At 35.9% G+C, this 22,688-nt stretch carries 17 protein-coding genes; 6 read left to right on the top strand and 11 right to left on the bottom strand.

The window, feature by feature from the left end; genetic code table 11:
* Positions 1-21 precede the first annotated feature (21 nt).
* The gene (gene recG, locus B2Z27_RS19505; RefSeq protein WP_286814924.1) at positions 22-2,127 is read right to left on the bottom strand and encodes an ATP-dependent DNA helicase RecG; all 2,106 of its coding nucleotides are present in this window, start codon (positions 2,125-2,127) and stop codon (positions 22-24) included.
* 186 nt (positions 2,128-2,313) lie between these two features.
* On the opposite strand from recG, the gene B2Z27_RS19500 reads away from it, so the two are divergent.
* Together B2Z27_RS19500 and B2Z27_RS19495 are read left to right on the top strand one after the other, a co-directional pair.
* Positions 2,314-4,383, top strand: coding sequence for a M1 family metallopeptidase (locus B2Z27_RS19500; RefSeq protein WP_286814923.1), 2,070 nt, complete (start codon positions 2,314-2,316; stop codon positions 4,381-4,383).
* 2 nt (positions 4,384-4,385) lie between these two features.
* Positions 4,386-5,300: a patatin-like phospholipase family protein gene (locus B2Z27_RS19495; protein ID WP_058105870.1), complete on the top strand. Its 915-nt coding sequence runs from the start codon at positions 4,386-4,388 to the stop codon at positions 5,298-5,300.
* A gap of 7 nt (positions 5,301-5,307) precedes the next feature.
* Here B2Z27_RS19495 and B2Z27_RS19490 read toward each other — a convergent pair whose 3' ends face one another.
* The 5 genes from B2Z27_RS19490 to B2Z27_RS19470 form a co-directional block, all read right to left on the bottom strand.
* The gene (locus tag B2Z27_RS19490) at positions 5,308-5,727 is read right to left on the bottom strand and encodes a DUF3995 domain-containing protein (protein WP_286814922.1); all 420 of its coding nucleotides are present in this window, start codon (positions 5,725-5,727) and stop codon (positions 5,308-5,310) included.
* Between the two features lie 34 nt (positions 5,728-5,761).
* The gene (locus tag B2Z27_RS19485; protein WP_058105872.1) at positions 5,762-6,280 is read right to left on the bottom strand and encodes a hypothetical protein; all 519 of its coding nucleotides are present in this window, start codon (positions 6,278-6,280) and stop codon (positions 5,762-5,764) included.
* A gap of 83 nt (positions 6,281-6,363) precedes the next feature.
* Positions 6,364-7,134, bottom strand: a complete 771-nt coding sequence (locus B2Z27_RS19480) for a hypothetical protein (RefSeq protein ID WP_286814921.1) — start codon at positions 7,132-7,134, stop codon at positions 6,364-6,366.
* A gap of 25 nt (positions 7,135-7,159) precedes the next feature.
* Positions 7,160-8,716 carry an FMN-binding glutamate synthase family protein gene (locus B2Z27_RS19475; protein WP_286814920.1) on the bottom strand — a complete coding sequence of 519 codons (1,557 nt, stop codon included), beginning with the start codon at positions 8,714-8,716 and terminating at the stop codon, positions 7,160-7,162.
* 5 nt (positions 8,717-8,721) lie between these two features.
* The gene (locus B2Z27_RS19470; RefSeq protein ID WP_058105875.1) at positions 8,722-10,032 is read right to left on the bottom strand and encodes an amidohydrolase; all 1,311 of its coding nucleotides are present in this window, start codon (positions 10,030-10,032) and stop codon (positions 8,722-8,724) included.
* A 198-nt stretch (positions 10,033-10,230) separates the two neighbouring features.
* Here B2Z27_RS19470 and B2Z27_RS19465 point away from each other — a divergent pair, with 198 nt between their 5' ends.
* Both B2Z27_RS19465 and B2Z27_RS19460 read left to right on the top strand, forming a co-directional pair.
* Positions 10,231-12,558: an ATP-dependent helicase gene (locus B2Z27_RS19465; RefSeq protein ID WP_058105876.1), complete on the top strand. Its 2,328-nt coding sequence runs from the start codon at positions 10,231-10,233 to the stop codon at positions 12,556-12,558.
* A 42-nt stretch (positions 12,559-12,600) separates the two neighbouring features.
* Positions 12,601-13,221 carry an L-threonylcarbamoyladenylate synthase gene (locus B2Z27_RS19460; protein ID WP_058105877.1) on the top strand — a complete coding sequence of 207 codons (621 nt, stop codon included), beginning with the start codon at positions 12,601-12,603 and terminating at the stop codon, positions 13,219-13,221.
* An 82-nt stretch (positions 13,222-13,303) separates the two neighbouring features.
* On the opposite strand, the gene B2Z27_RS19455 is transcribed toward B2Z27_RS19460, so the two are convergent.
* The 3 genes from B2Z27_RS19455 to B2Z27_RS19445 all read right to left on the bottom strand — a co-directional run bounded on the left by B2Z27_RS19455 (position 13,304) and on the right by B2Z27_RS19445 (position 15,717).
* A complete protein-coding gene (locus B2Z27_RS19455) occupies positions 13,304-14,158 on the bottom strand; it encodes an OmpA family protein (RefSeq protein WP_058105878.1) in 855 nt (284 codons plus the stop codon).
* A 98-nt stretch (positions 14,159-14,256) separates the two neighbouring features.
* Positions 14,257-15,258, bottom strand: coding sequence for a glycosyltransferase family 2 protein (locus B2Z27_RS19450; protein WP_286814919.1), 1,002 nt, complete (start codon positions 15,256-15,258; stop codon positions 14,257-14,259).
* Between the two features lie 12 nt (positions 15,259-15,270).
* Positions 15,271-15,717, bottom strand: a complete 447-nt coding sequence (locus tag B2Z27_RS19445; RefSeq protein WP_286814918.1) for a type I restriction enzyme HsdR N-terminal domain-containing protein — start codon at positions 15,715-15,717, stop codon at positions 15,271-15,273.
* A gap of 26 nt (positions 15,718-15,743) precedes the next feature.
* Between B2Z27_RS19445 and holA the strand changes: the two genes are divergently transcribed.
* Positions 15,744-16,745 carry a DNA polymerase III subunit delta gene (gene holA, locus B2Z27_RS19440; RefSeq protein WP_286814917.1) on the top strand — a complete coding sequence of 334 codons (1,002 nt, stop codon included), beginning with the start codon at positions 15,744-15,746 and terminating at the stop codon, positions 16,743-16,745.
* Positions 16,746-16,748: 3 nt separating this feature from the next.
* Here the strand turns inward: holA and B2Z27_RS19435 are convergent, their stop codons facing one another.
* Positions 16,749-17,126 carry a DoxX family protein gene (locus B2Z27_RS19435; protein ID WP_058105882.1) on the bottom strand — a complete coding sequence of 126 codons (378 nt, stop codon included), beginning with the start codon at positions 17,124-17,126 and terminating at the stop codon, positions 16,749-16,751.
* A 292-nt stretch (positions 17,127-17,418) separates the two neighbouring features.
* On the opposite strand from B2Z27_RS19435, the gene B2Z27_RS19430 reads away from it, so the two are divergent.
* Positions 17,419-20,199 carry a M16 family metallopeptidase gene (locus tag B2Z27_RS19430; RefSeq protein ID WP_286814916.1) on the top strand — a complete coding sequence of 927 codons (2,781 nt, stop codon included), beginning with the start codon at positions 17,419-17,421 and terminating at the stop codon, positions 20,197-20,199.
* Positions 20,200-20,269: 70 nt separating this feature from the next.
* Here B2Z27_RS19430 and B2Z27_RS19425 read toward each other — a convergent pair whose 3' ends face one another.
* Positions 20,270-22,681 carry an alpha-ketoacid dehydrogenase subunit alpha/beta gene (locus tag B2Z27_RS19425; RefSeq protein WP_286814915.1) on the bottom strand — a complete coding sequence of 804 codons (2,412 nt, stop codon included), beginning with the start codon at positions 22,679-22,681 and terminating at the stop codon, positions 20,270-20,272.
* Positions 22,682-22,688 lie beyond the last annotated feature (7 nt).

Genomic DNA, 22,688 nt, shown 5'->3' with positions numbered 1-22,688 from the left:
GGCTAGTTGTTAAAAATAACACTAACTAATATAAGTCCAGATATTCTTGTGTTTTACCAGCTGTGCATACATATGTCTAATAATTAGATTTTCTGGCTTGCTTAAAGATGGGTCTTCTTTTAGTAATTGTAGGGCATAGTAGCGAGCCGATTTTAAGATGTCATTATCTTTAACTATATCTGCAATTTTTAGATTTAACAGACCACTTTGCTGGGTACCCATAATGTCACCCGGTCCTCGGAGTTTTAAATCTACTTCTGCAATTTCAAAGCCGTCATTTGTGGCCACCATAGTTTCTAGTCTGGTTTTGGAGTCGTTAGATAGCTTATGTCCGGTCATTAAAATACAAAAACTTTGATCGGCGCCACGGCCAACACGACCACGTAATTGGTGTAGTTGCGATAATCCAAACCGTTCTGCGCTTTCAATGATCATAACCGATGCATTAGGCACGTTGACCCCAACTTCAATAACTGTAGTGGCTACCATTATTTGTGTTTCTCCCTTTACAAAGCGCTCCATTTCAAAATCTTTGTCCGCCGGTTTCATTTGTCCATGAACTATGGAAATCTGATATTTTGGTTGTGGAAAATCGCGCACAATACTTTCATAGCCATCCATAAGATCTTTGTAATCCATGGCTTCAGATTCCTGTATTAATGGGTATACCACATAAACCTGGCGTCCTTTTTCAATTTCATCTCGTATAAAACGAAATACCTTTAATCTGTTACCGTCATAGCGATGCACTGTTTTAATGGGTTTTCTACCAGGTGGTAATTCATCTATTATAGAGATATCCAGATCACCATACAGGCTCATGGCCAATGTTCTTGGTATGGGTGTTGCCGTCATGACCAATATATGGGGCGGAAATTCATTTTTATGCCATAATTTAGAACGTTGCGCTACGCCAAACCGATGCTGCTCATCGATAATGGCCATTCCTAAATTTTTGTATTTAACCTTGTCCTCTAAAAGGGCATGGGTACCTATAAGTATATTCAATTCCCCATTTTCCAATTGCTCATGTATAGGCTTTCTAGCCGATTTTTTTACTGAGCCCGTAAGTAGCGCGCAGGTAATTTCAGTACCTTCCAGTAACTCTGATATGCCTTGAAAATGTTGGTTGGCCAGAATTTCCGTAGGTGCCATTAAACAGGCTTGAAATCCGTTGTCAATAGCCAACAACATGGTCATTACCGCAACTATGGTTTTTCCCGATCCTACATCACCCTGCAGCAATCTATTCATTTGTGCATTACTGCCAAGGTCTGCCCGTATTTCCTTTATAACCCTTTTTTGTGCTCCCGTTAATTCAAAGGGTAGTTTGTTGTTGTAGAAGTCTTTAAAATATTCACCGACTTCAAGAAATGGAAATCCTTTTATCTTTTTCTTCCGAGATACATTTTTTCCTATCAGTTGCAATTGTATATAAAAGAGCTCTTCAAATTTTAATCGCCACTGGGCTTTTGCAAGCAATTCTTGGTTTTTTGGAAAATGTATATTGAACATTGCCTCACTTTTGTCCAATAGCTTTAACTCATACAGTAATTTGTCTGAAAGGCTTTCGGTGAATTTCCCGTTGATTTCCATGAAAAGCTGCTGCATCAATTTGCTTATGACCTTGTTGGTTATGCCTTTATTACCTAATTTCTCCGTAGATGGGTACACGGGTTGCATGTACACTTTTGTGCCTTGCTTGTGCTCTTTTAATGGCTCCATCTCTGGGTGGGGCATAGAGAAAGTACCATTAAACCAATTGCATTTACCGAATATCACGTACGGTACGTTTAATTTTAGATTTTCACGAATCCATTTTTGACCTCTAAACCAGACTAATTCTATTTCTCCTGTGTCATCTTTAAAACGAGCTACCAACCGTGTACCTCTTTTTTGTTCAACGGTTTTAATATTGATGATTTTTCCAATAATCTGCACATCGGCATTGCTACGTTGCAATTGACCAATTTTATAATATTGGGTTTTATCAATGTAGCGGTTAGGAAAAAGGTTCAGCAAATCTTGGTAGGTGCTTACTCCTAATTCTGACTTTAAGGTTTCGGCCCTATTGGGACCAACACCTTTTAAGTATACTACGGGAGTTTGCAAGAAGTTTGCGTTCATGGTACTAAAATAGGGATAAGCCCCTTAATCCCCAAAGGGGAAAATGTCATTACTGCTCTTGTAAATATGGATCTAATGGTAACTGGCGAAATAAGTGTTGTTTAGCATCACATTCAATTCAGGTAAAGGTTAGGGAAGTGCTCCCCAAAACATTAAATTTGAAATGTTATTTGTTTGTTATGCTGTATGAAGAAATTAATTTTCACCCTTTTTTTATTCTTATCCCTCTATGCTTTTGGGCAACATCAAGATAAAGTAGATTTTATTAAAGCCAAGGTTTACTTAGGTTTTTTACCTAAAGAGAAAAAAATTAAAGGCGGAGTGATCTATCGTTTTCATGTGTTACAAAATGTTGATTCTGTATTTTTTGACGCAAAGAATATGGATTTTTCAAAAGTAGAACTTGATGGGGAAAAGATAGACTTCACTGCCACAGAAAAGACAATTTCCATTACACAAAAATTCAAAGCGGGTGAATCACATAAACTGATGATCCAGTATATAGCTAAGCCTAAACAAACGGTTTATTTTATTGGTTGGGATGATGAATTAGAAGGTAATGAACAAATATGGACGCAAGGCCAAGGAAAGTATACCAGTCATTGGCTTCCTAGTTTTGATGACATGGAAGAAAAGGTAGAATTTGATCTTACCATTGAAGCCGATAAAAAATATCAAGTAATTGCAAATGGTAAACTACTTCTAAAAACGGATAATGATGAGGAAGATGCTATTTGGTTATTTGATATGAAAAAACCTATGAGCAGTTATTTGTTGGCATTCGCTATAGGTATATATCAAAAGCAAATATTAACATCTGAAAGTGGAATAACTATCGAAAACTATTACTACCCAAACGATAGTCTAAAAGTGGAACCTACTTACAGGAACACTAAGGAGATATTTGATTTTTTAGAAAATGAAATAGGTGTGCCGTATCCATGGCAAGATTATAAACAGGTTCCTGTACATGATTTTTTATATGCAGGCATGGAAAATACGAGCGCTACTTTTTTTTCTGATGCATATGTTATTGATTCCACTTCGTTTATAGATAGAAATTATGTAAACATCAATGCGCATGAATTAGCGCACCAATGGTTTGGTAATTTGGTGACGGAAAAGAATAGTGAACACCATTGGTTACATGAAGGTTTTGCTACCTATTATGCCTATTTGGCCGAAAAAGAAATTTTTGGTGACGATTATTTCTATTGGAAGCTATTTGATACAGCTAAAACGCTAAGTGATATTTCTGAAAAAGGAGAGGGGCAGAGTTTATTGAACCCTAAGGCTAGTAGTCTTACCTTTTATGAAAAAGGGGCATGGGCTTTAGCTATTTTAAGAGAAGAAATTGGGGATTCCGCATTTAAAACAGGAATTAAAGCTTACTTAGATAAATATCAGTTCAAAAATGTGACTGTTACTGATTTTATTAATGAGATGGAAGAGGTGAGTAATCAAGATTTAGACAGTTTTAGAAGAAATTGGTTAGAAGGTGATTTATTTCTGATGGAAGATGTAAAAGAGTACCTAAAAAGAAATAGTGCTACCCATAAAATATATTATGATTTAATTTCAGGTAATTCAAAAGAGTTTACGCCTTCTGAAATTTTAGCAAATCCTAAGTTTTCATTGCAATTAAAGCTGGCCGTACTAAGCTTAAGAAATGACTTTTCTGCATTGGAATTACCAGTTTTGATTACCAGTGACAACGTAAAAGTTAGACAATTTGCCGCTGAGAAAATGGGTAAAATACAAGAGTCTCTTAAAGAGGATGCAGAAGCGCTATTATTAGATGATAGTTACGTAACCAACGAAATAATGTTATATAATTTGTGGTCTAGTTTTGAGCAAGATAGGGTTATGTATTTAGAAGAAACAAAGGATGTTGTTGGTTTGCCCAATAAAAGCTTTCGGCAACTTTGGTTGACATTGGCATTGTTTACGCCCGAATATAAACCTACGGAGAAGGTATACTTTCACCGAGAACTTGTGGGGTATACAAGCGCTGTATACAATCCAGAAGTAAGACAAACGGCTTTTCAATATCTGTCCGAAATTAATGCTCTAAATGATGAAGCCTTGGTCAATTTAATTAAAGCTACCAACCATCATTCTTGGCAATTTAGAAATTATGCCAGGCTATTGTTAGATAGGTTATGGGAAAACGACGAACAGAAAAAGGAAATTGAAAAGGTTGCAAATCAACTAAATTCAGCAGATTTGCGTTATCTTAAAACGAAATTAAAATAATAATGAAAGCATTGGTTATTTCTGGTGGTGGTAGTAAAGGTGCCTTTGCAGGTGGTGTTGCTCAATACCTTATTCAAGAAGAGGGTAGAAAATATGATATTTTCGTAGGTACTTCTACTGGCAGTCTTCTAATCTCTCACCTGGCATTAGGTAAGCTAGATAAGATTAAGGAAATCTATTCTAATGTGAATCAAAAAAGTATTTTTAACAACTGCCCTTTTTTAGTGAAGAACATTCGTGGTAATGAAGAAATTTCAATTAACCATTGGAATGTTTTACGAAATTTTCTAACCGGTAAAAAGACCTTTGGTGAGAGTGAAAATCTTAGAAAGCTTATTGAAAATAGTTTAACCATTGAAGAATTTGAAACTTTAAAAAATGGAGATTCTGATGTAGTTATAACAGTTTCTAACCTCTCATTAAATCAAGTGGAGTATAAGTCAATTAAAGATTGCACTTATGAAGATTATTGTGACTGGGTATGGATTTCTGCAAACTACACACCATTTATGAGTTTGGTGCGCAAAAATTATTGTGAATATGCAGATGGTGGTCTAGGTAGTATTGTGCCTATTGAGGAAGCAATAAAAAGAGGGGCTACTGAGGTAGATGTTGTTGTTTTGCATACCGAAGTAAATTATATGAACAGGGTAGCTTCTCGAAATCCGTTTGAGTTAATTACTACGATGATGAGTTTTATTCTTGACCGTATTGAAAATCAGAATATAAGAATTGGAAAATTGGTCGCCAATCAAAAGAATGCCATTATAAACCTGTTTTATACACCCACGATATTAACGACTAATTCTTTGATTTTTGATAAGGCAAAAATGACACTTTGGTGGAAAAGAGGATACTTGTATGCCAAAAATAAAAATGAAGAGACAAACCCAATAGAGCCAAACGAACACGAATAAAGATTGATTATTTATCTATAGTTTTTGGGTTTTTTAATGCAAGAAATATTCCAACACAGCCAATACCCAAGCATAAAGGAGAAAAAAGCAAAGTGTCCATTTGAGCAAATTCAGTTGTGGTTACTTCTTTGAAAAAACCAACATATTTAAATTCTCCTATAGCTCTTATTAAAAAAATGATAGGAATTATCCATTGCCCAAATTTGAAGAAGTACTTGAAAACTTTAAAGTTTAAATTGCTTGGGTTTTGCGTATAAACAATTGCGAACAAGAGCAAAATAACCCCCACAAGTATACAATCTACTGTAGTTGGGGCAAGTAAAATATTTCCGTTTTCATCGGCTGGTAATGAGCTGCTATAGCCAATTGACCCACCTGCACTCCAATGAAAGTGAATTATGGATAAGGCGAGAAATGTTGTTATCAAACAATATTTTAAAACATTCCTCATTTTCAAAAGATTACCATAAGTCACCAATCTCCTTTTTAACAAAGGATAGGGCAGTGGCAGATGGTGAAGTTTTATCCATGGTTTCGTTTAAGATGTCTTCTCGTAATTTATCTGCTGTCTCAGTATTGCTCATCGCAGCTTTTCTGATCATTTGAATTGTTGCGCTCTTAGCCGCTTTGATGACATTCCAGCATTCATCTGTCATATATATTTGTTGGGAAAGGTTATGGTCAAATTCGGTTTCTATGCTTTTGATCAATAAGTTTTCATAAGCATTTTTATCATCGGATTGCGGAGAAACACGAACAACCAAACTTGGTATGGCAATACGTTCTAAAAATAAGGCCATTCTTTCATAAGCCTGTAAACGTACTGGTAATGTATCTTTTTGAGAGTCTTTGTGCAATAGAAAACGTCGTCTTCCTTCTTCATTATTGGTGTGCATTCTAAAGAAATAGAAAGCAATTGCACCAGTTACTACTGATGGTATTAAATAAGCGAAAAGTTGAAAAATTTGGTCGGAGTTCATTTTTTAATCAGTTATTATTTACGAAACAAGAACGTCCAAATTTTTCAATTAGTATAGTACTTCATCGATGAAATACAAGTATTTTAATTTTTAACGTCTCCCTTGGCCATATCATAAAAAGCTTTATAATCTGGTTGAAACTTAATTTGTAAAGATTCTCTTAGCCCTCCATCTTGGCCAACGACAATAACTCGCTCTCCATTAACACCAAAATCTTTGATCAATATACTAGCGATAGCTGCTGCTTGTTGTAGCGCTATGTTCATTTCACCGGTAATATTTAAGCTTGCTACCGTTATGGTGCTTTTTGGGTTTGCATTGGCAACCTTGGCTACATTCTCAAGCCAGCCTTTAGATTCGCTAGATGGATTTAAGCCTACACCATCGGCAAAGAAAAAATCTAATTTTTCTGAAATGATCACAGAGCCATCTGTAACACCAACTTTAGCGTTTTCCCCTAAGACTTGCTTTGCATTCGTCAATATAACAACAGCGGTAGAGTCATTACTTGCCACAGCATCGGTTATTCCTTTTAATTGTTTTTCCTTACGTTCTAATGTTGCTAAGGTTTTGTTGATGTTCTCTGAATTTTGGCTAGATAATGCAGCAAAACTATTGAGGTTCTTCATTAAGGTGGCATTGGCATCTTGCAGTTCTGTAACTTGAGACTGGTATTCGTCTGAGCGTTGATTTGCTAATTTCTCATTGCGTTGAGAAGTGCTTACCATTTTTGAAATGGAATCCAACTTAAATTTTAAATCTTGATTTTGTTCTATCAATTCACTTTTTTTCTGAGCTTGAATTGTACTTAATCCCAATAAGATTATAGCTGAACATATAAAAAATCGTTTCATAGTAATATGCATTGAATAGGTTAATCTAATTTTTGCCGCCAAGATACGAACAGTCTTTTAAATCTTGCACACAGGTAAAAGGTACTTTGGCTTTATTGTAGCCATATGTAGAAGCCAAGCTTCTGTTAAGGTCGTTATCATCTACATTTACCTGTACATCATCCATAGTAAACTGACATGGGTGTTCATAGCCGGCAGCATGGGTAATTTCTAAAAATTCTTTTCTGAAAGTGCTAAAATATTGTGCCAAACGATCAGATTTTAAAGGAATGTTTATTCCCTTCTGTAACCATTTACTTTGTGTTGCAATACCGGTTGGGCAAGTATTGTTATGGCAAGCTTGTGCTTGTATGCAGCCAATGCTCATCATAGCCTCTCTTGCTACATTAATACAGTCTACACCCATTGCAAATGCCATAGCCGCTTTTGCCGGAAATCCTAATTTTCCTGAACCTATAAAAACGATTCTATCGGTTAGGTTTCTGTTCAAGAAAACACGGTATAAACTAGAAAAGCCGTACACCCATGGTAATGAAACATGGTCTGCAAATGATGGGGGAGCGGCACCTGTACCACCTTCACCACCGTCTACGGTAATAAAGTCAGGGCCTTTTCCCGTCTCCAGCATTAAATCTGCCAACTCTTCCCATTGGTCCAATTTCCCTATTGCTCCTTTGATACCTACAGGTAAACCAGTTTCATTTGCAATATCTTCAATTAGGGCCATAAGCTCTGTTACATTGGAAAATGCCTTATGTGTTGCGGGTGACAAGACATCTTTTCCCACTTCAACACCTCTGATCTCTGCAAGTTCAGGAGTAATTTTTGCACCAGGTAATACTCCACCTTTTCCTGGTTTTGCGCCTTGTGACAGTTTTATCTCTATGGCTTTAATACACGGATTGTCTTCAACCAGTTTTTTCATTTTCTCCATAGAGAAATTACCATCTGGAGTTCTTACGCCAAAATATCCGGTACCAAAATGGAATACAATGTCCCCGCCATGTTTGTGGTATGGTGACAAACCACCTTCACCTGTGTTATGATATGCTCCCGCCTTTTTTACGCCTTTATTCATGGCCTCGACCGCTGCGGCAGATAAGGAGCCAAAACTCATAGCCGATACGTTTACAATACTACTGGGCCTAAAGGGTTTTCTACGATTATTATGTTGTCCCATAACTTTTGCACATGGTAAAAAGTAAGGGTCAATAGCATTTGGATGTCCTTCAGGAACCACAAAGCCCATCATTCTATTTTTCACGAAAATGTGCTGATGAGCGTAAAGGTCACGGTCAGAACCAAAACCCTCATAATTATTCTCTTTTTTTGCCGATGCATAGATCCATCCTCTTTCAATTCTATTAAAAGGAAGTTCTTCTCTATTGTTAGCTACAAAATATTGCCTCATTTCAGGACCTATACTTTCTAACCAATACCGTAAATGCCCTACTATAGGAAAGTTATGTTTAATAGTGTGCTTTTTTTGAATAAAAATATCATAAATAGCAACTATTAGAAGAAACAAAAAAATCCAAGTCCACCATGGTGGACTTGGAATTGAATTAAAAAAATCGTTCATCAAAATTATCCTTTTGGTTTAATATCTAAACGAGGCGTTTGATCACTATTTAGGTAATCCAAACTCATTTCTGTTAGTGTTCTAACCCCTAAAAGTAAACCGCTATCATCAATTAGAAAGTCTGGCGTATGATGTGGGTAAGATTCTGTCGTACCCGGTGTCATTCCTCCTAAGAAAAAGAAAAAGCCTGGAGCCTCACGTTGAAAATAAGAAAAATCTTCTGCACCGGTTACCGCTTTTTGAAAAAGAACATTGTTTTCACCTGCAACCCTTTTCATGGTCGGTAGCATTTGTTCTACTAATTCTGGGTTGTTATACGTAATATCGGTAGCATCTGTAATTACACATGTAGCTTCACCACCGTAGGCTTTGGCAATATCGCTCACCATTTCTACCATACGCTTGTTAAGCTTGTCTTTCATGTCATAGTCCAATGTTCTAATAGTACCGATCATTTCTGCAGATTCTGGTATAATATTAAAACGTACGCCACTCTTTATTTTACCTACGGTAATAACAGCGGCTTCATTGGTTAGTTCTGTCTCTCTACTGATTATTGTCTGTAGACCATCAATAATTTTTGCACTAATTAAAATAGGGTCTATTCCTGACCATGGCTGCGATCCGTGGGATTGTTTACCTTTTACATTGATCACAAATTGTTGTGCCGCGGCCATAGTACCACCAGATTTGTAGCGTATGGTACCCACAGGTGTTTGAGAATTAATGTGAAGTCCAAAAATGGCATCAACTTTAGGACTGTCCATTACGCCTTCTTTAACCATTAAAAGTGCACCACCTTCTTCACCCTGTGGCGGACCTTCTTCTGCAGGTTGAAAAATGAACTTTACGGTTCCTTTGATCTTATCTTTGTTCTTGGACATAACTTCGGCAACACCCATTAGAATTGCCGTATGTGTATCATGACCACAAGCATGCATTACGCCTACTTTTTCACCCATAAATTCTGTAGTAACGTTCGATTTGTATGGCAAATCATTTCTTTCTGTAACAGGCAAGGCATCAATGTCTGCTCTTAGTGCCACTACTTTTCCTGGTAAATCTCCTTTCAATAGACCTACAACACCGGTATGTGCTACTCCTGTTTGTACTTCTATGCCAAGTGATTTTAAATGTTTGGCTATTTTTTCGGCAGTCTTAAACTCACGGTTTCCCAATTCAGGATTTTGGTGAATTTCTCTTCTCCAATCAATTACTTTGCTTTCAATAGCTTTGTAATCCTTTTCAAGATTGGGACCTTGTGCTTGTACGGAAACCCCGAAAAGTACAATGGCCATTAACCATAATTTTCTCATAATGTATATTTAAAGTTAGTTAAAGTAGTCGTTCAACAAATATATTGATCAAACATACATAATACTAAGATTATGATAGTGATTTTGTATTTATTATCAATTTCAAAAAAATACCCGTATTTGTTTATAAAACTAGCGGACTTCACTTTTACTATCCCTCAATAATAGCTAAATTCACGGCTCTAAAAAAAAGAAAATTTGAGCTCATTTATAGATGAATTGAACGATGCCCAAAAAGCTCCTGTTTTGCATAAAGACGGACCTTTAATGGTTATTGCCGGGGCAGGGTCTGGAAAAACACGTGTATTAACGTATAGAATTGCGTATCTAATGGCGCAAGGTGTAGATTCCTTTAACATTTTGGCGTTGACCTTTACCAATAAAGCGGCACGTGAGATGAAAGAACGTATTGCGCATATTGTTGGTGCCAGTGAAGCTAAAAACTTATGGATGGGTACCTTTCACTCGGTTTTTGCAAAGTTATTGCGTATAGATGGAGACAAGTTGGGTTACCCAGCCAACTTTACCATTTATGACACTCAAGATTCCCAAAGGCTAATTGCCTCTATCATCAAGGAAATGGGACTTGATAAGGATATTTACAAGTATAAGCAGATTCAAAATAGAATTTCATCATTTAAAAATAGTTTGATTACGGTTAAGGCCTACCGAAATGACCCAGATCTTGTTGAACAAGATGCTATGGCCAAAAAGCCAAGAACTGGAGATATTTATGAGAATTATGTTGACCGTTGTTTTAAGGCCGGGGCAATGGATTTTGATGATCTCTTATTACGAACTAATGAACTCTTGACACGTTACCCAGATGTGTTGATGAAATATCAGAATAGATTTAGATATATTTTGGTAGATGAGTATCAAGATACCAACCATTCACAGTACTTGATCGTAAAAGCATTGGCAGATCGTTTTCAGAATATTTGTGTGGTAGGAGATGATGCTCAAAGTATATATTCTTTTAGAGGTGCGAACATCAGCAATATTCTGAACTTTCAAAAAGATTATGATAATGTAGGTATGTATCGCCTAGAGCAGAATTACCGTTCTACCAGAAATATCGTAAATGCTGCCAATTCCATCATCGGGAAAAACCAAAATCAAATTGAGAAAGTGGTTTGGACAGATAATGATGATGGGCCTTCAATTAAAATTCATAGAAGTACCACCGATGCTGAAGAAGGTAGATTTGTAGCAAATTCTATTTGGGAACATAGAATGCAGCAACAAATGACGAATGGTCAATTTTGTGTATTATATAGAACAAACTCCCAATCTAGGGCAATTGAAGATGCCTTGCGTAAAAGAGATATTCCATATCGTATTTATGGCGGACTGTCATTCTACCAACGTAAAGAGATCAAAGATGTTTTGTCATATTTACGTTTGGTCATCAACCCAAAAGATGAAGAAGCTTTAAAAAGAGTAATCAATTTTCCAGCAAGGGGTATTGGTGGTACAACATTGGATAAATTGGTGGTAGCCGCCAATCATTACAATCGTTCCATTTTTGAGGTCATGGAGAATATTGATAGAATTGATTTAAAAATTAATTCTGGTACCAAACGAAAGCTACAGGACTTTGTAACCATGATCAAAAGTTTTCAGGTAATGAACGAAACTACCGATGCTTTTGCATTGTCTGAACATGTTGCCAAAAAAACAGGTATTCTTTTAGAGTTTAAAAAGGATGGAACTCCAGAGGGTATTGGTAAAATGGAGAACATTGAAGAACTTTTAAACGGTATTAAGGATTTTGTTGAAGGGCAACAGGAAATTGATGAAGCTACCGGTAATATTAGTGAGTTTTTAGAGGATGTAGCTTTGGCTACTGATTTGGACAATGATACTGGTGATGATGATAGGGTTGCCTTAATGACCATTCACTTGGCAAAAGGATTGGAATTCCCTTACGTATACATTGTTGGTATGGAAGAAGATCTTTTTCCTTCAGGAATGAGTATGAATACCAGAAGCGAATTAGAAGAAGAAAGAAGATTGTTCTATGTTGCTTTGACCAGGGCAGAGAAACAGGCGTACCTAACATATACGCAAAATAGATATCGTTGGGGTAAGTTGATCGATGCCGAACCTAGTAGGTTTTTGGAAGAAATAGATGAAAAATATGTTGAGAACCTTACTCCTGTAGATGGTGGCTATCGTTATAAATCATTGATTAATGCAGATATTTTCGGGGAGGTAGATAAAAGTAAATTACGACAACAAAAACCGGTTAGGGGAACTCCGCCATCTATAAGTCAACCAAATTCTGGTCAACTTAAAAAGCTGCGTAAAATTAAACCGCAATTATCAGAACCAGTAGGTAATACCAATAAGATAGACCCTAATTTACAAGAAGGTTCTCTAATCAATCACACTCGTTTTGGGCGAGGTAAAGTGGTGAAGATTGAAGGTGCCGGAAACGATAGAAAGGCAGAGATAATGTTCGATAAAGGTGATATTAAGAAACTACTGCTTCGTTTCGCAAAGTTAGAAGTGATCGGATAGTTTTGGTATATTTAATATCAATATGGTTTAAAACCTAAAGCTATGGCAGAGTTCATTAGAATATACGAAGAGAATCCTAACCCCAAGGAGATAAAAAAGGTGGTGGATGTATTACGTAAAGGTGGTTTGGTCATTTACCCCACAGATACCGTATACGGTTTAGGTTGTGATATTACCAATACCAAAGCTTTGGAGAAGATAGCACGTATAAAGGGTATTAAACTGGCAAAAGCAAATTGGTCATTTATTTGTACAGATTTGAGTAACCTGTCAGATTACGTTAGACAAATAGATACCGCAACATTTAAAATTTTGAAAAGGGCATTGCCGGGTCCTTATACCTTTATTCTTCCTGGTAATAACAATCTACCTAAAGAATTTAAAAAAAAGAAAACCGTTGGTATTCGTGTTCCTGATAATAGTATTGTCAAAGCTTTGGTAGAAGAACTGGGCAATCCTATTGTCTCTACATCTATAAGAGATGATGATGATGTTTTGGAGTATACGACCGATCCTGAATTGATCTATGAAAAATGGGATAATCTTGTTGATGTGGTAATTGATGGTGGGTATGGGGGTAATGTAGGTTCTACTATAATAGATGTTTCTACCGGTTATCCAGAGGTAATAAGAGAAGGTAAGGGGAGTTTAGATATTATTTAAGTTAGATCCTTATTCCACAATTTCAAACATAAAAAAAGCGGCTCAATTGAGCCGCTTTAATTTTATATGTAACAATCAATTATTATTTGTTGATTGCAGGATCTTTCATTCCTTCTTCGATCATGCTGTAGAACTGATCAATTTTTGGAAGAACTACGATACGGGTTCTTCTGTTTTTAGATTTTTCAGTTGTAGATACCGGTACATATTCTGATCTACCAGCAGCAGTCATACGCTTAGGGTCTACATTGAAATCGTTCTGTAAAATACGAACAACAGCTGTAGCACGTTTAACACTTAAATCCCAGTTATCCAATAGAGAACCGTTACCTCTGTAAGGAACGTTGTCTGTATGACCTTCTACCATAAATTCAAAATCAGGCTTGTTGTTTACAACTTTAGCTACTTTACCTAAAACTTCTTTAGCTCTACTTGTAACATTATAGCTACCGCTGCTAAATAAAAGCTTGTCTGATATAGATACGAAAACAACACCTTTTTCTACGCTGATTTCAATATCCTCGTCATCCATGTTTCCTAACACACCTTTTAAGCTCTGTACCAATGAAAGGTTTACAGAATCTCTACGGGTGATAGCGTCATTTAACTTACGAATAGTTAAATCTTTTTCTTGTAAGCTTTCTAAAGACTTCTCTAAGTTCTCAGCACCTTTGGTAGTCAAAGTTGTTAGGTTGCCCATATTGTTGATCAACTCTTGGTTGTTTGCCTTTAAAAACGCATTTTGATCTTCTAAAGTTTGAAGTCTAGATGAAGCTGTTGCTTTCTCTTCTAAACAGTCATTTAACTTTACAGTTGCAGAGTTTAATAAATCTTGCGCGTTTTTGTGTTTTGCTTCAAGATCGGCATACTTCTTTGATGATACACAAGAAGAAAGTAAAAGCGTTACTCCAAGACATCCTAATAATACTTTTTTCATAATTTGATTCTATTATAATAATTTAGTTATTTACTCAATTTCGCATCTAAGCGACTCCAAAATTATATAATTACAAAGTCACTTATATGTGTTGTTAGTTAATCTTTTACTAAAATGTTAAAATTACTTATTCTATGTACGAAGTAAGACCATACAATGGACTTCGTAACATAGTATTTTCTCAGGAATTGAGTTTTTTCCCGTTTTTTATACATTTTTCTAAATTGTCTGTAAAAGCTTAAATGTGCCCTAAAAATAGCGAAAAAGTGTTTGAATCTTAACTGAAAAAGAAATCGTATTGCTGCAATACCATCTAACAGTAATCTTAAGAAGATAATAATAAAGGCTTTTCGTCTTGGCAAGTTCTTTGTAATGGAGAATAGTGTATTTCTGAAATTTAAATACGTCTTTTTCGGATTCATGTTACTTAAGGTAGAACCTCCTAAATGAAATATATGCGATGTACCCACATATAATATTTTATACCCATGGTTTTTTGCTCTCCAACAGAGATCTACTTCTTCCTGGTGGGCAAAGTAATCTTCATCAAAACCATTGAGTTCATGAAAAACAGATTTCTTAATGAACATGCAGGCTCCGGTTGCCCAAAAAATTTCTCTAACATCATTATACTGCCCGTTGTCTTTTTCTAAAGTTTGAAAAAGCCTACCCCTACAAAAAGGATATCCTAATTGGTCTATAAAACCACCGGCTGCACCTGCATATTCAAAGTGGTCTTTTTTAAGAAGGTCCAGTATTTTTGGTTGAATAATGGCAGCGTCTGGCACATTATTGAAAGTTTCCTTAATAGGTATTAACCAGTTAGGCGATACTTCTACATCTGAGTTTAACAAGCAGAAAATATCGGCATCTACATGAACAAGTGCATCATTATACCCTTTTGTAAACCCTCCATTAACGGCATTTTGAATAATTTTTACCGTAGGGTAATTTTCAGTGATAAATGCTACCGAACCATCTGTAGATGCATTATCGGCAACATATACATCCGCTCCTTGGGAATATGAGATAACAGAAGGTAGGTACCTCTCTAAAAGCACTTCACCATTCCAGTTTAATATGACTACGGCTATCTTCAAAACGATCGCAAATTAACGGCTAAAATCAGGAATTTCCTGCATGAATTGATATTTTTCCGCAACAAAGTCCATTTGACAGTAATAATGTGCGAGTCCGTTAGTGACCATTAGGTAGTTGGCGTTGAGTTTAAAATTGTATTGTGCAATCTGATCAAATGTATTTTGGGAAATGGTAATTTCCGGTGCTTTGCACTCTACTAGTATATCTAATTTTCCATCTTGCTTAAATACTACTATATCATATCTTTTTTTTAACCCGTTCAAGGTAATCTGCTTTTCAACGTTGATATGACTGATCGGATAGTTTTTTTCTTGTATCAAGAATTTTACCACATGCTGCCTTACCCATTCTTCTGGAGTAAGTACTATAAATTTTTTACGTATTTCGTCAAATATTAAGGGTCTATTTTCGCTATTTTTGACCCTGAAAGTGTAGCTGGGAAAATTTAGTGGCTGCATTATACAAAGTTGATGAATTTTTCTGAATGGATGAAGCTGTACAAATAGTCAATGCGATCAAGAAAGGACAAATAAGTCCTATTTACTTCTTATATGGCGAAGAGGCGTATTTTATTGATAAAATATCAGATTTTATTGGCGCCAAAGTGTTGACGGAAGAAGAGAAAGGCTTTAACCAAATGGTACTTTATGGAAAAGATGTTTCTATAGACGATATTGTTGGTAACGCTAAGCGCTATCCAATGATGGCAGAAAGACAAGTGGTAATAGTAAAAGAAGCCCAACACCTTTCTAGAACTATAGAGGATCTATGTTCCTATGCGGAAAATCCGCAGCAAACAACTGTCCTTGTTATTTGCTATAAATATAAAAAGCTTGATAAACGTAAAAAGTTACACAAGATCATTAAAAAGAACGGTGTAATCTTTGAGAGTAAAAAGTTATACGAAAATCAAGTGAGTGACTGGCTTAGAAAGCATCTTTTAGGGCATGGCTATACCATTTCCCATAAAGCTTCATTATTATTGATAGAATATCTGGGTACGGATTTAGGGAAGATCAGTAAAGAATTAGAAAAACTAAAACTGGTTCTTCCTAAGGAGACAGAAATTAATCCTCAGCATATTGAAGAACATATAGGCATAAGTAAGGATTATAATAATTTTGAATTAAAACGGGCCATTGGTGATAGGGATATAGTAAAAGCTACTAAAATCATTAATTACTTTGCTCAAAATCCTAAGGATAACCCGTTTATATTGACAATAACCTTATTGCATTCATTTTTCACCCAACTGTTACAATATCATGGACTAAGTGATCATTCTCCTAAGAATGTAGCCAGTACATTGCGTATTAATCCATATTTTGTAAAGGAAATACAGACGGCAGCTAGAAATTACCCTATGAAAAAAGTAAGTGCTATTATTTCCAGTCTACGGGAAATGGATCTTAAGGGTAAAGGTGTAGGGGCAAGCCCAATGAAAGAGGCTGATCTGCTAAAAGAACTTCTTTATAAAATAGTTTAGCATCTATCTTTTATCGATACCAAATTTTCCTGGTCCCAATAAAGAAATGGTAATAAATGCAACCAGATAGAAAACAGCCTTTTCTTTTGTACTGAAATCATCTGCACCGTGAGCAACAAAAGCTGCTACCGCCATAGTAATGGCTGGTGGAATTGCCGCTAATCGTGTTTTAAAACCGATAATGATCAAAATAGGACAAACAAATTCACCAATAACGGCTAAAAATAATGAAGGGGTAGCTCCTATACCAAATGGGTCTGCAAATTGAAAATCTCCTGAAATTAATTTTTGGAATTTAGGAAGTCCGTGAGTTAGCATCATTGCAGAAACAGCAATTCTAAAAAAAGCTAAACCAATATCTTTTAATAAGGTGTTTTTCATTAGTTGGAATTATTTCCTTTAAAAGTATCATTTTTTTTTGTTTTTTGTTTATAGGCATGGTGTAAGTATGTATTTACAGAATGTGTTTTGCCCAGTAATAGGCAGGCTGACCTTTATTATCAATAGATTAGATAGTTATAAATTTTTGTTAAAATAGATGGGCTTGATCCCTAGGAAGTTTACGTCTAAGAATAATGCAATGTTTTTATAAGTTTTTTCGTACCTAATAATACAATTGTTCCATACTTTTTTAAAGATTATATTTACTTAAATCATTAAAAAAGTATTCATCATGAAAAAAACAATCTTATTTATTATGCTGTGTTTGTTTTGTTTAACAAAACAGCACGCACAAGATTTTGAATTTAAATCTGATCAAATTGATCTAAAATACGAAAGGTTCATATTACCTAATGGTTTAACCTTATTGGTGCATGAAGACCATAAGGCGCCAATTGCTGCCGTGAATGTATGGTATCATGTAGGTTCTAAGAACGAGAAACCAGGTAAAAGTGGTTTTGCACATTTATTTGAGCATTTAATGTTTAACGGTAGTGAGAATTATAACGATGATTATTTCCAAGCTTTGGAGAGAATAGGAGGTACCGATCTAAATGGAACAACAAATACTGACCGTACCAACTACTTTCAAAATGTACCGGTTGCGGCCTTAGATCAAGTACTGTTTTTAGAGTCTGATAGAATGGGGCACCTTTTAGGGGCAATTGACCAAGAAAGGTTAGATGAACAACGTGGTGTTGTTCAAAATGAAAAAAGACAAGGAGAAAATCAACCCTATGGTAAGCAATGGGATCTTTTAACCAAGGCGATGTACCCAAAAGGGCATCCGTATTCATGGACCGTTATTGGTGAAATGGAAGATTTAAATGCAGCTTCGCTTGAAGATGTACAAGAGTGGTTCAAGTCTTATTACGGTGCGGCTAATGCCGTAGTAGCTGTTGCAGGAGATATTAATCCTCAAGAGGTGTATAATAAAGTGTTGAACTATTTTGGCGATATACCTTCTGGACCAACAATAGCTAGGCAAGAAGTGAATATTCCTTTAAAAAGTTCAGACACCTATCAAGTTTATGAAGATAGAGTGCCAGAAGCCAGAATTTTATTTAGTTGGAATACGCCTGAATTTGGCAATAAAGAAGACATTCATTTTGATCTAATCTCTTCTATATTGACAAGTGGCAAAAACTCTAGATTGTACAAAAGATTGGTATATGATGAGCAAGTTGCTAGTTCTGTGGTTTCTTTTCAAGCTTCAAATGAAATTGCAAGTGAATTTATCACTTGGGCAAATGTAAAGCCAGAGGGAGATATTGATAGGGTTCAACAGATTATGGAAGAAGAGTTGGCTAAACTAATTAAAGAAGGACCTACCGAAAGTGAACTTAAAAGGGTAAAAGCGGCTTATTTTTCAAGTTTTATAAAAGGTTTGGAGCGTATTGGCGGCTTTGGTGGAGTATCAGATATTCTAGCATCTAACCAAACTTATTTTGATGATGCAGCTTATTATAAAACCGTGTTGCAATACGTTGAAAATGCTACTGTACTGGATATTCAGAATACAGCTAAAAAGTGGCTTACTAGGGGTAAACATATTCTACTTTGTAAACCATTTCCGGAATATACCATTACTAAAAGTACTGTAGATCGCAGCAAATTGCCAGAAGTAGGAGAAGCTAAAAGTTCTCAATTTCCAGCCTTACAAAGAGATAAATTATCTAACGGTCTTAATATAGTACTTGCAAAAAGAACCGGTGTACCTACCGTTGTCATGAATTTAATGTTTAATGCAGGATATAAAACCGATTATCTTTCAAGTCCGGGAACTGCTGCTTTGGCTATGGATTTATTGGATGAAGGAACTAAAGATTTAAATTCTTTAGAAATAAACGAGAAACTTCAATTATTAGGGGCAAGTCTTTACACGTATTCCAGTCAAGATAATTCTAATATTTATCTCAATACTCTGAAACCAAGTTTAGATGCTAGTATTGATTTATTTGCCGATGTTGTTTTGAATCCTGCTTTCCCAGAAAAGGAATTTGATCGTTTAAAGGATGAACAATTAAACAGAATACAGCAAGAGAAATCTCAACCCATTTCCATGGCACTGAGGGTGATGAACAAGTATTTATATGGTGAAGGTCATCCTTATAGTAATCCATACACAGGAACAGGTTATACGGAGACGGTTTCTAAACTCTCAAAAGATGATGTGCAAAAATTTTATGCTACTTGGATAAGACCTAACAATGCAACTCTGGTAGTTACCGGTGATATAGAAATGAAAGATTTAAAGTCGAAGTTAGAAAAGGCTTTAGGAAAATGGAAAAAGGCAGATGTACCTAATATTACGTTTACCACACCAAAAGTGAATTCGAAAAATACACTTTATTTAATGGATAGGCCAGAGTCTGAGCAATCAGTGATTTTGGCAGGACATTTAACTGAAAAATACGGAGATGTCTCTCAAATTGCTTTAGAGCAGATGGTCAGTATTCTGGGTGGTGATTTCACATCTAGAATTAATATGAATTTAAGGGAAGATAAACATTGGGCTTATGGAGCTAGTGGTTTTGTTATGGGTGCTAAAGCTGAAAGACCGTTTATAATGTACGCACCTGTGCAAACGGATAAATCTGCTGAATCCGTTACAGAATTGCGAAAAGAGATATCTGAGTTTATCTCTACAAGACCGGTAACAAAGGAAGAATTGGAAAAAGTGAAGACCAATCAAATTTTAAGTCTGCCCGGTCAATGGGAGACTAATAGCTCTGTAAACCAGTCTATAACAAATTTGGTCAATTATGGTTTGCCAGATGATTATTATCAAAAATATGATGCCAATGTACGTAACCTTTCATTGCAAGAAGTGAGAGATGTGAGTAAAAAAGTGGTTAAACCAGAAGCTGTAAATTGGTTTATGGTAGGCGATAGGGCAAAAATTGCGGACAAATTAGATGAATTGGGTTTTGATGCCATTATTGAAATAGATGCCGATGGTAAACCTAAAAAACCAGCTATAAAGGAGGTAAAACCTGAGATTAAAAATTAAAGTTGGACACATAAAATATAAAAAGTCCCATTTTAAATGGGACTTTTTATATTTTATGATTGTATCAATTTTATCTCAATTTAGGATAATCGTCTGGGTTAACTTCATGCATGATGCTATACACCTTTTCGAAAATATCTTCTCTATTGGGTTTGGAGAAATAATCCCCATCTGAACCATATGCAGGTCTATGAGCTTTTGCGCTTAAAGTTTGTGGTGCACTGTCCAAGTATTTAAATGCCCCTTGTCTTTCTATAATTTCATTTAGCAAGTAAGCAGAGCATCCTCCAGGAACATCTTCATCTATGACCAAAAGTCTATTCGTCTTTTTAACACTTTCTAAAACCTCCATTTCAATATCAAAAGGTAATAAGGTCTGTGCATCTATAACTTCTGCATCAATACCAACCTCTATTAATTCTTTTGCTGCTTTTTCAACAATTCGTAATGTGGAGCCGTACGATACCAGTGTAATGTCTTTTCCTTCCTTTAAGGTTTCAACCTTACCGATCGGGGTACAGAATTCCCCTAAGTTCTTTGGTTTCTTTTCTTTTAGCCTATAGCCGTTAAGACTTTCAATGACTAAGGCAGGCTCATCACTTTTTAAAAGGGTATTGTAAAAACCGGCAGCTTGTGTCATGTTTCTAGGCGCTAGAATATACATGCCTCGTAACAAATGAATCAATCCGCCCATTTCTGATCCAGAATGCCATATCCCCTCTAATCGGTGACCTCTTGTTCTTATAATTAGCGGTGCTTTTTGTTTTCCGGCAGTTCTGTAAAGTAATGAAGCCAAATCATCTGTAAGCGTTGCCAATGCATAAAATATATAATCTAAATACTGTATTTCTGCAATGGGTCTTAGTCCACGAAGGGCCATTCCTATTCCTTGCCCAATAATGGTGGTTTCACGTATACCGGTATCTGCAACACGTATTTTACCATACTTTTGCTGCATTCCTTCTAGCCCCTGGTTTACATCTCCAATTGCTCCGGTATCTTCACCGAAGATTAGTGTATTTGGGTATTTTTCAAATAATTTGTCAAAATTGTCACGTAAAATTACCCTGCCATCAACTAACTCTGAATCATCATTGTAACTTGGGTTTATTGCGGTAATGTTACTTGCTTTACTATCATTTTCACTGTAAAGGTGAGAACTATACTTTTCTTGAGCTTCTGCCAAGAAATTGGTAGTCCAATTAATTAAATCTTGCTTTTCGGGTGTATTCTCACCAATTAAATAACGCAGGGATTTTCTTGCGGTAATGGCTAAGTCTTTACGAACAGGTTCTTCAGTGGCAATTAAATCGTTCTTTAATTTATTCAAGAAGTTTTTGTTCGGACTTGTAGCAGCAACTTTATCAATTAAATTGACCAATATTGTTTTATTGGAAAGCAGGGTTTTTAAATACTCGTCCCAAGCTTCTTTTTTTGCTTCACGAACAGTACGCTTAATTCTTTTTTCAATAGTTGCCAGTTCTTCTGTTGTGGCAATGCCAGACTCTAAAATCCATTCTTTAAAGCGTTTGTTGCAATCATGGTCACGTTCCCATTCTAATCGCTCATTGTCTTTGTAACGTTCATGGGATCCAGAGGTAGAGTGTCCCTGAGGTTGTGTTAATTCTTTTACGTGAATTAAAACAGGTACGTGCTCTTGTCTGGCAATATCGGCAGCATTTTCATATGCATGCATAAGGGCGGTATAATCCCACCCATTAACTTTTAAAATTTCATAACCGCTATTGTCCTCTGTTCTTTGAAATCCTGAGAGTATTTCAGATATATCCTCTTTAGTAGTATGAAACTTTGCAGGTACGGATATACCGTATTCATCATCCCAAATACTTATGACCATTGGTACTTGTAGTACACCTGCAGCATTTATAGTTTCAAAGAACATGCCTTCGCTGGTACTTGCATTACCTATGGTACCCCAAGCTATTTCATTTCCATTAACGGAGAATTTTGCACTATCTAGTCCCTTTTGATTTCTATAAACTTTTGATGCTTGTGCCAAACCTAATAGACGTGGCATTTGTCCAGCGGTACAAGAGATATCTGCACTACTGTTTTTTTGTTTGGTCAAATCTTTCCAACTACCATCGGCATTTAAGCTGTGGGTAAGAAAGTGTCCGCCCATCTGCCTTCCCGCGCTCATAGGTTCTTTTTCTATATCGGTAGTGGCATAAAGGGCGTGAAAAAACTCCTTGGGATGTAAAAGACCCAACGCCATCATAAACGTTTGATCTCTATAATAACCACTTCTAAAATCTCCGTTTTTAAAAGATCTGGCCATGGCAAGTTGTGGAAGTTCTTTACCGTCACCAAAAATCCCGAATTTGGCTTTACCGGTAAGCACTTCCTTTCTTCCCAATAAACTACAGGTTCTGCTTAGAAAAGCAATTTCATAGTCATTGATAATTTGTTCTTTGAAATCTTCGAAAGAAATATCATTACTGGTTTTAGAAGAAACATCCATGTATTAA

Origin of the sequence: Maribacter sp. UBA3344 (genome assembly GCF_002362375.1) — a bacterium.
GTDB classification, from domain to species: Bacteria; Bacteroidota; Bacteroidia; order Flavobacteriales; family Flavobacteriaceae; genus Maribacter; species Maribacter dokdonensis.
The sequence above is the reverse complement of the archived record's forward strand: the minus strand, read 5'-3'. Positions and strand labels throughout refer to the sequence as shown.

Bases quoted from the DNA above. Each gene is read 5' to 3' on its own strand.
- recG (WP_286814924.1), bottom strand. From the start codon at position 2,127: ATGAACGCAAACTTCTTGCAAACTCCCGTAGTATACTTAAAAGGTGTT.
- B2Z27_RS19500 (WP_286814923.1), top strand. From the start codon at position 2,314: ATGAAGAAATTAATTTTCACCCTTTTTTTATTCTTATCCCTCTATGCT.
- B2Z27_RS19495 (WP_058105870.1), top strand. From the start codon at position 4,386: ATGAAAGCATTGGTTATTTCTGGTGGTGGTAGTAAAGGTGCCTTTGCA.
- B2Z27_RS19485 (WP_058105872.1), bottom strand. From the start codon at position 6,280: ATGAACTCCGACCAAATTTTTCAACTTTTCGCTTATTTAATACCATCA.
- B2Z27_RS19480 (WP_286814921.1), bottom strand. From the start codon at position 7,134: ATGAAACGATTTTTTATATGTTCAGCTATAATCTTATTGGGATTAAGT.
- B2Z27_RS19475 (WP_286814920.1), bottom strand. From the start codon at position 8,716: ATGAACGATTTTTTTAATTCAATTCCAAGTCCACCATGGTGGACTTGG.
- B2Z27_RS19470 (WP_058105875.1), bottom strand. From the start codon at position 10,032: ATGAGAAAATTATGGTTAATGGCCATTGTACTTTTCGGGGTTTCCGTA.
- B2Z27_RS19460 (WP_058105877.1), top strand. From the start codon at position 12,601: ATGGCAGAGTTCATTAGAATATACGAAGAGAATCCTAACCCCAAGGAG.
- B2Z27_RS19455 (WP_058105878.1), bottom strand. From the start codon at position 14,158: ATGAAAAAAGTATTATTAGGATGTCTTGGAGTAACGCTTTTACTTTCT.
- B2Z27_RS19445 (WP_286814918.1), bottom strand. From the start codon at position 15,717: ATGCAGCCACTAAATTTTCCCAGCTACACTTTCAGGGTCAAAAATAGC.
- holA (WP_286814917.1), top strand. From the start codon at position 15,744: ATGGATGAAGCTGTACAAATAGTCAATGCGATCAAGAAAGGACAAATA.
- B2Z27_RS19435 (WP_058105882.1), bottom strand. From the start codon at position 17,126: ATGAAAAACACCTTATTAAAAGATATTGGTTTAGCTTTTTTTAGAATT.
- B2Z27_RS19430 (WP_286814916.1), top strand. From the start codon at position 17,419: ATGAAAAAAACAATCTTATTTATTATGCTGTGTTTGTTTTGTTTAACA.
- B2Z27_RS19425 (WP_286814915.1), bottom strand. From the start codon at position 22,681: ATGGATGTTTCTTCTAAAACCAGTAATGATATTTCTTTCGAAGATTTC.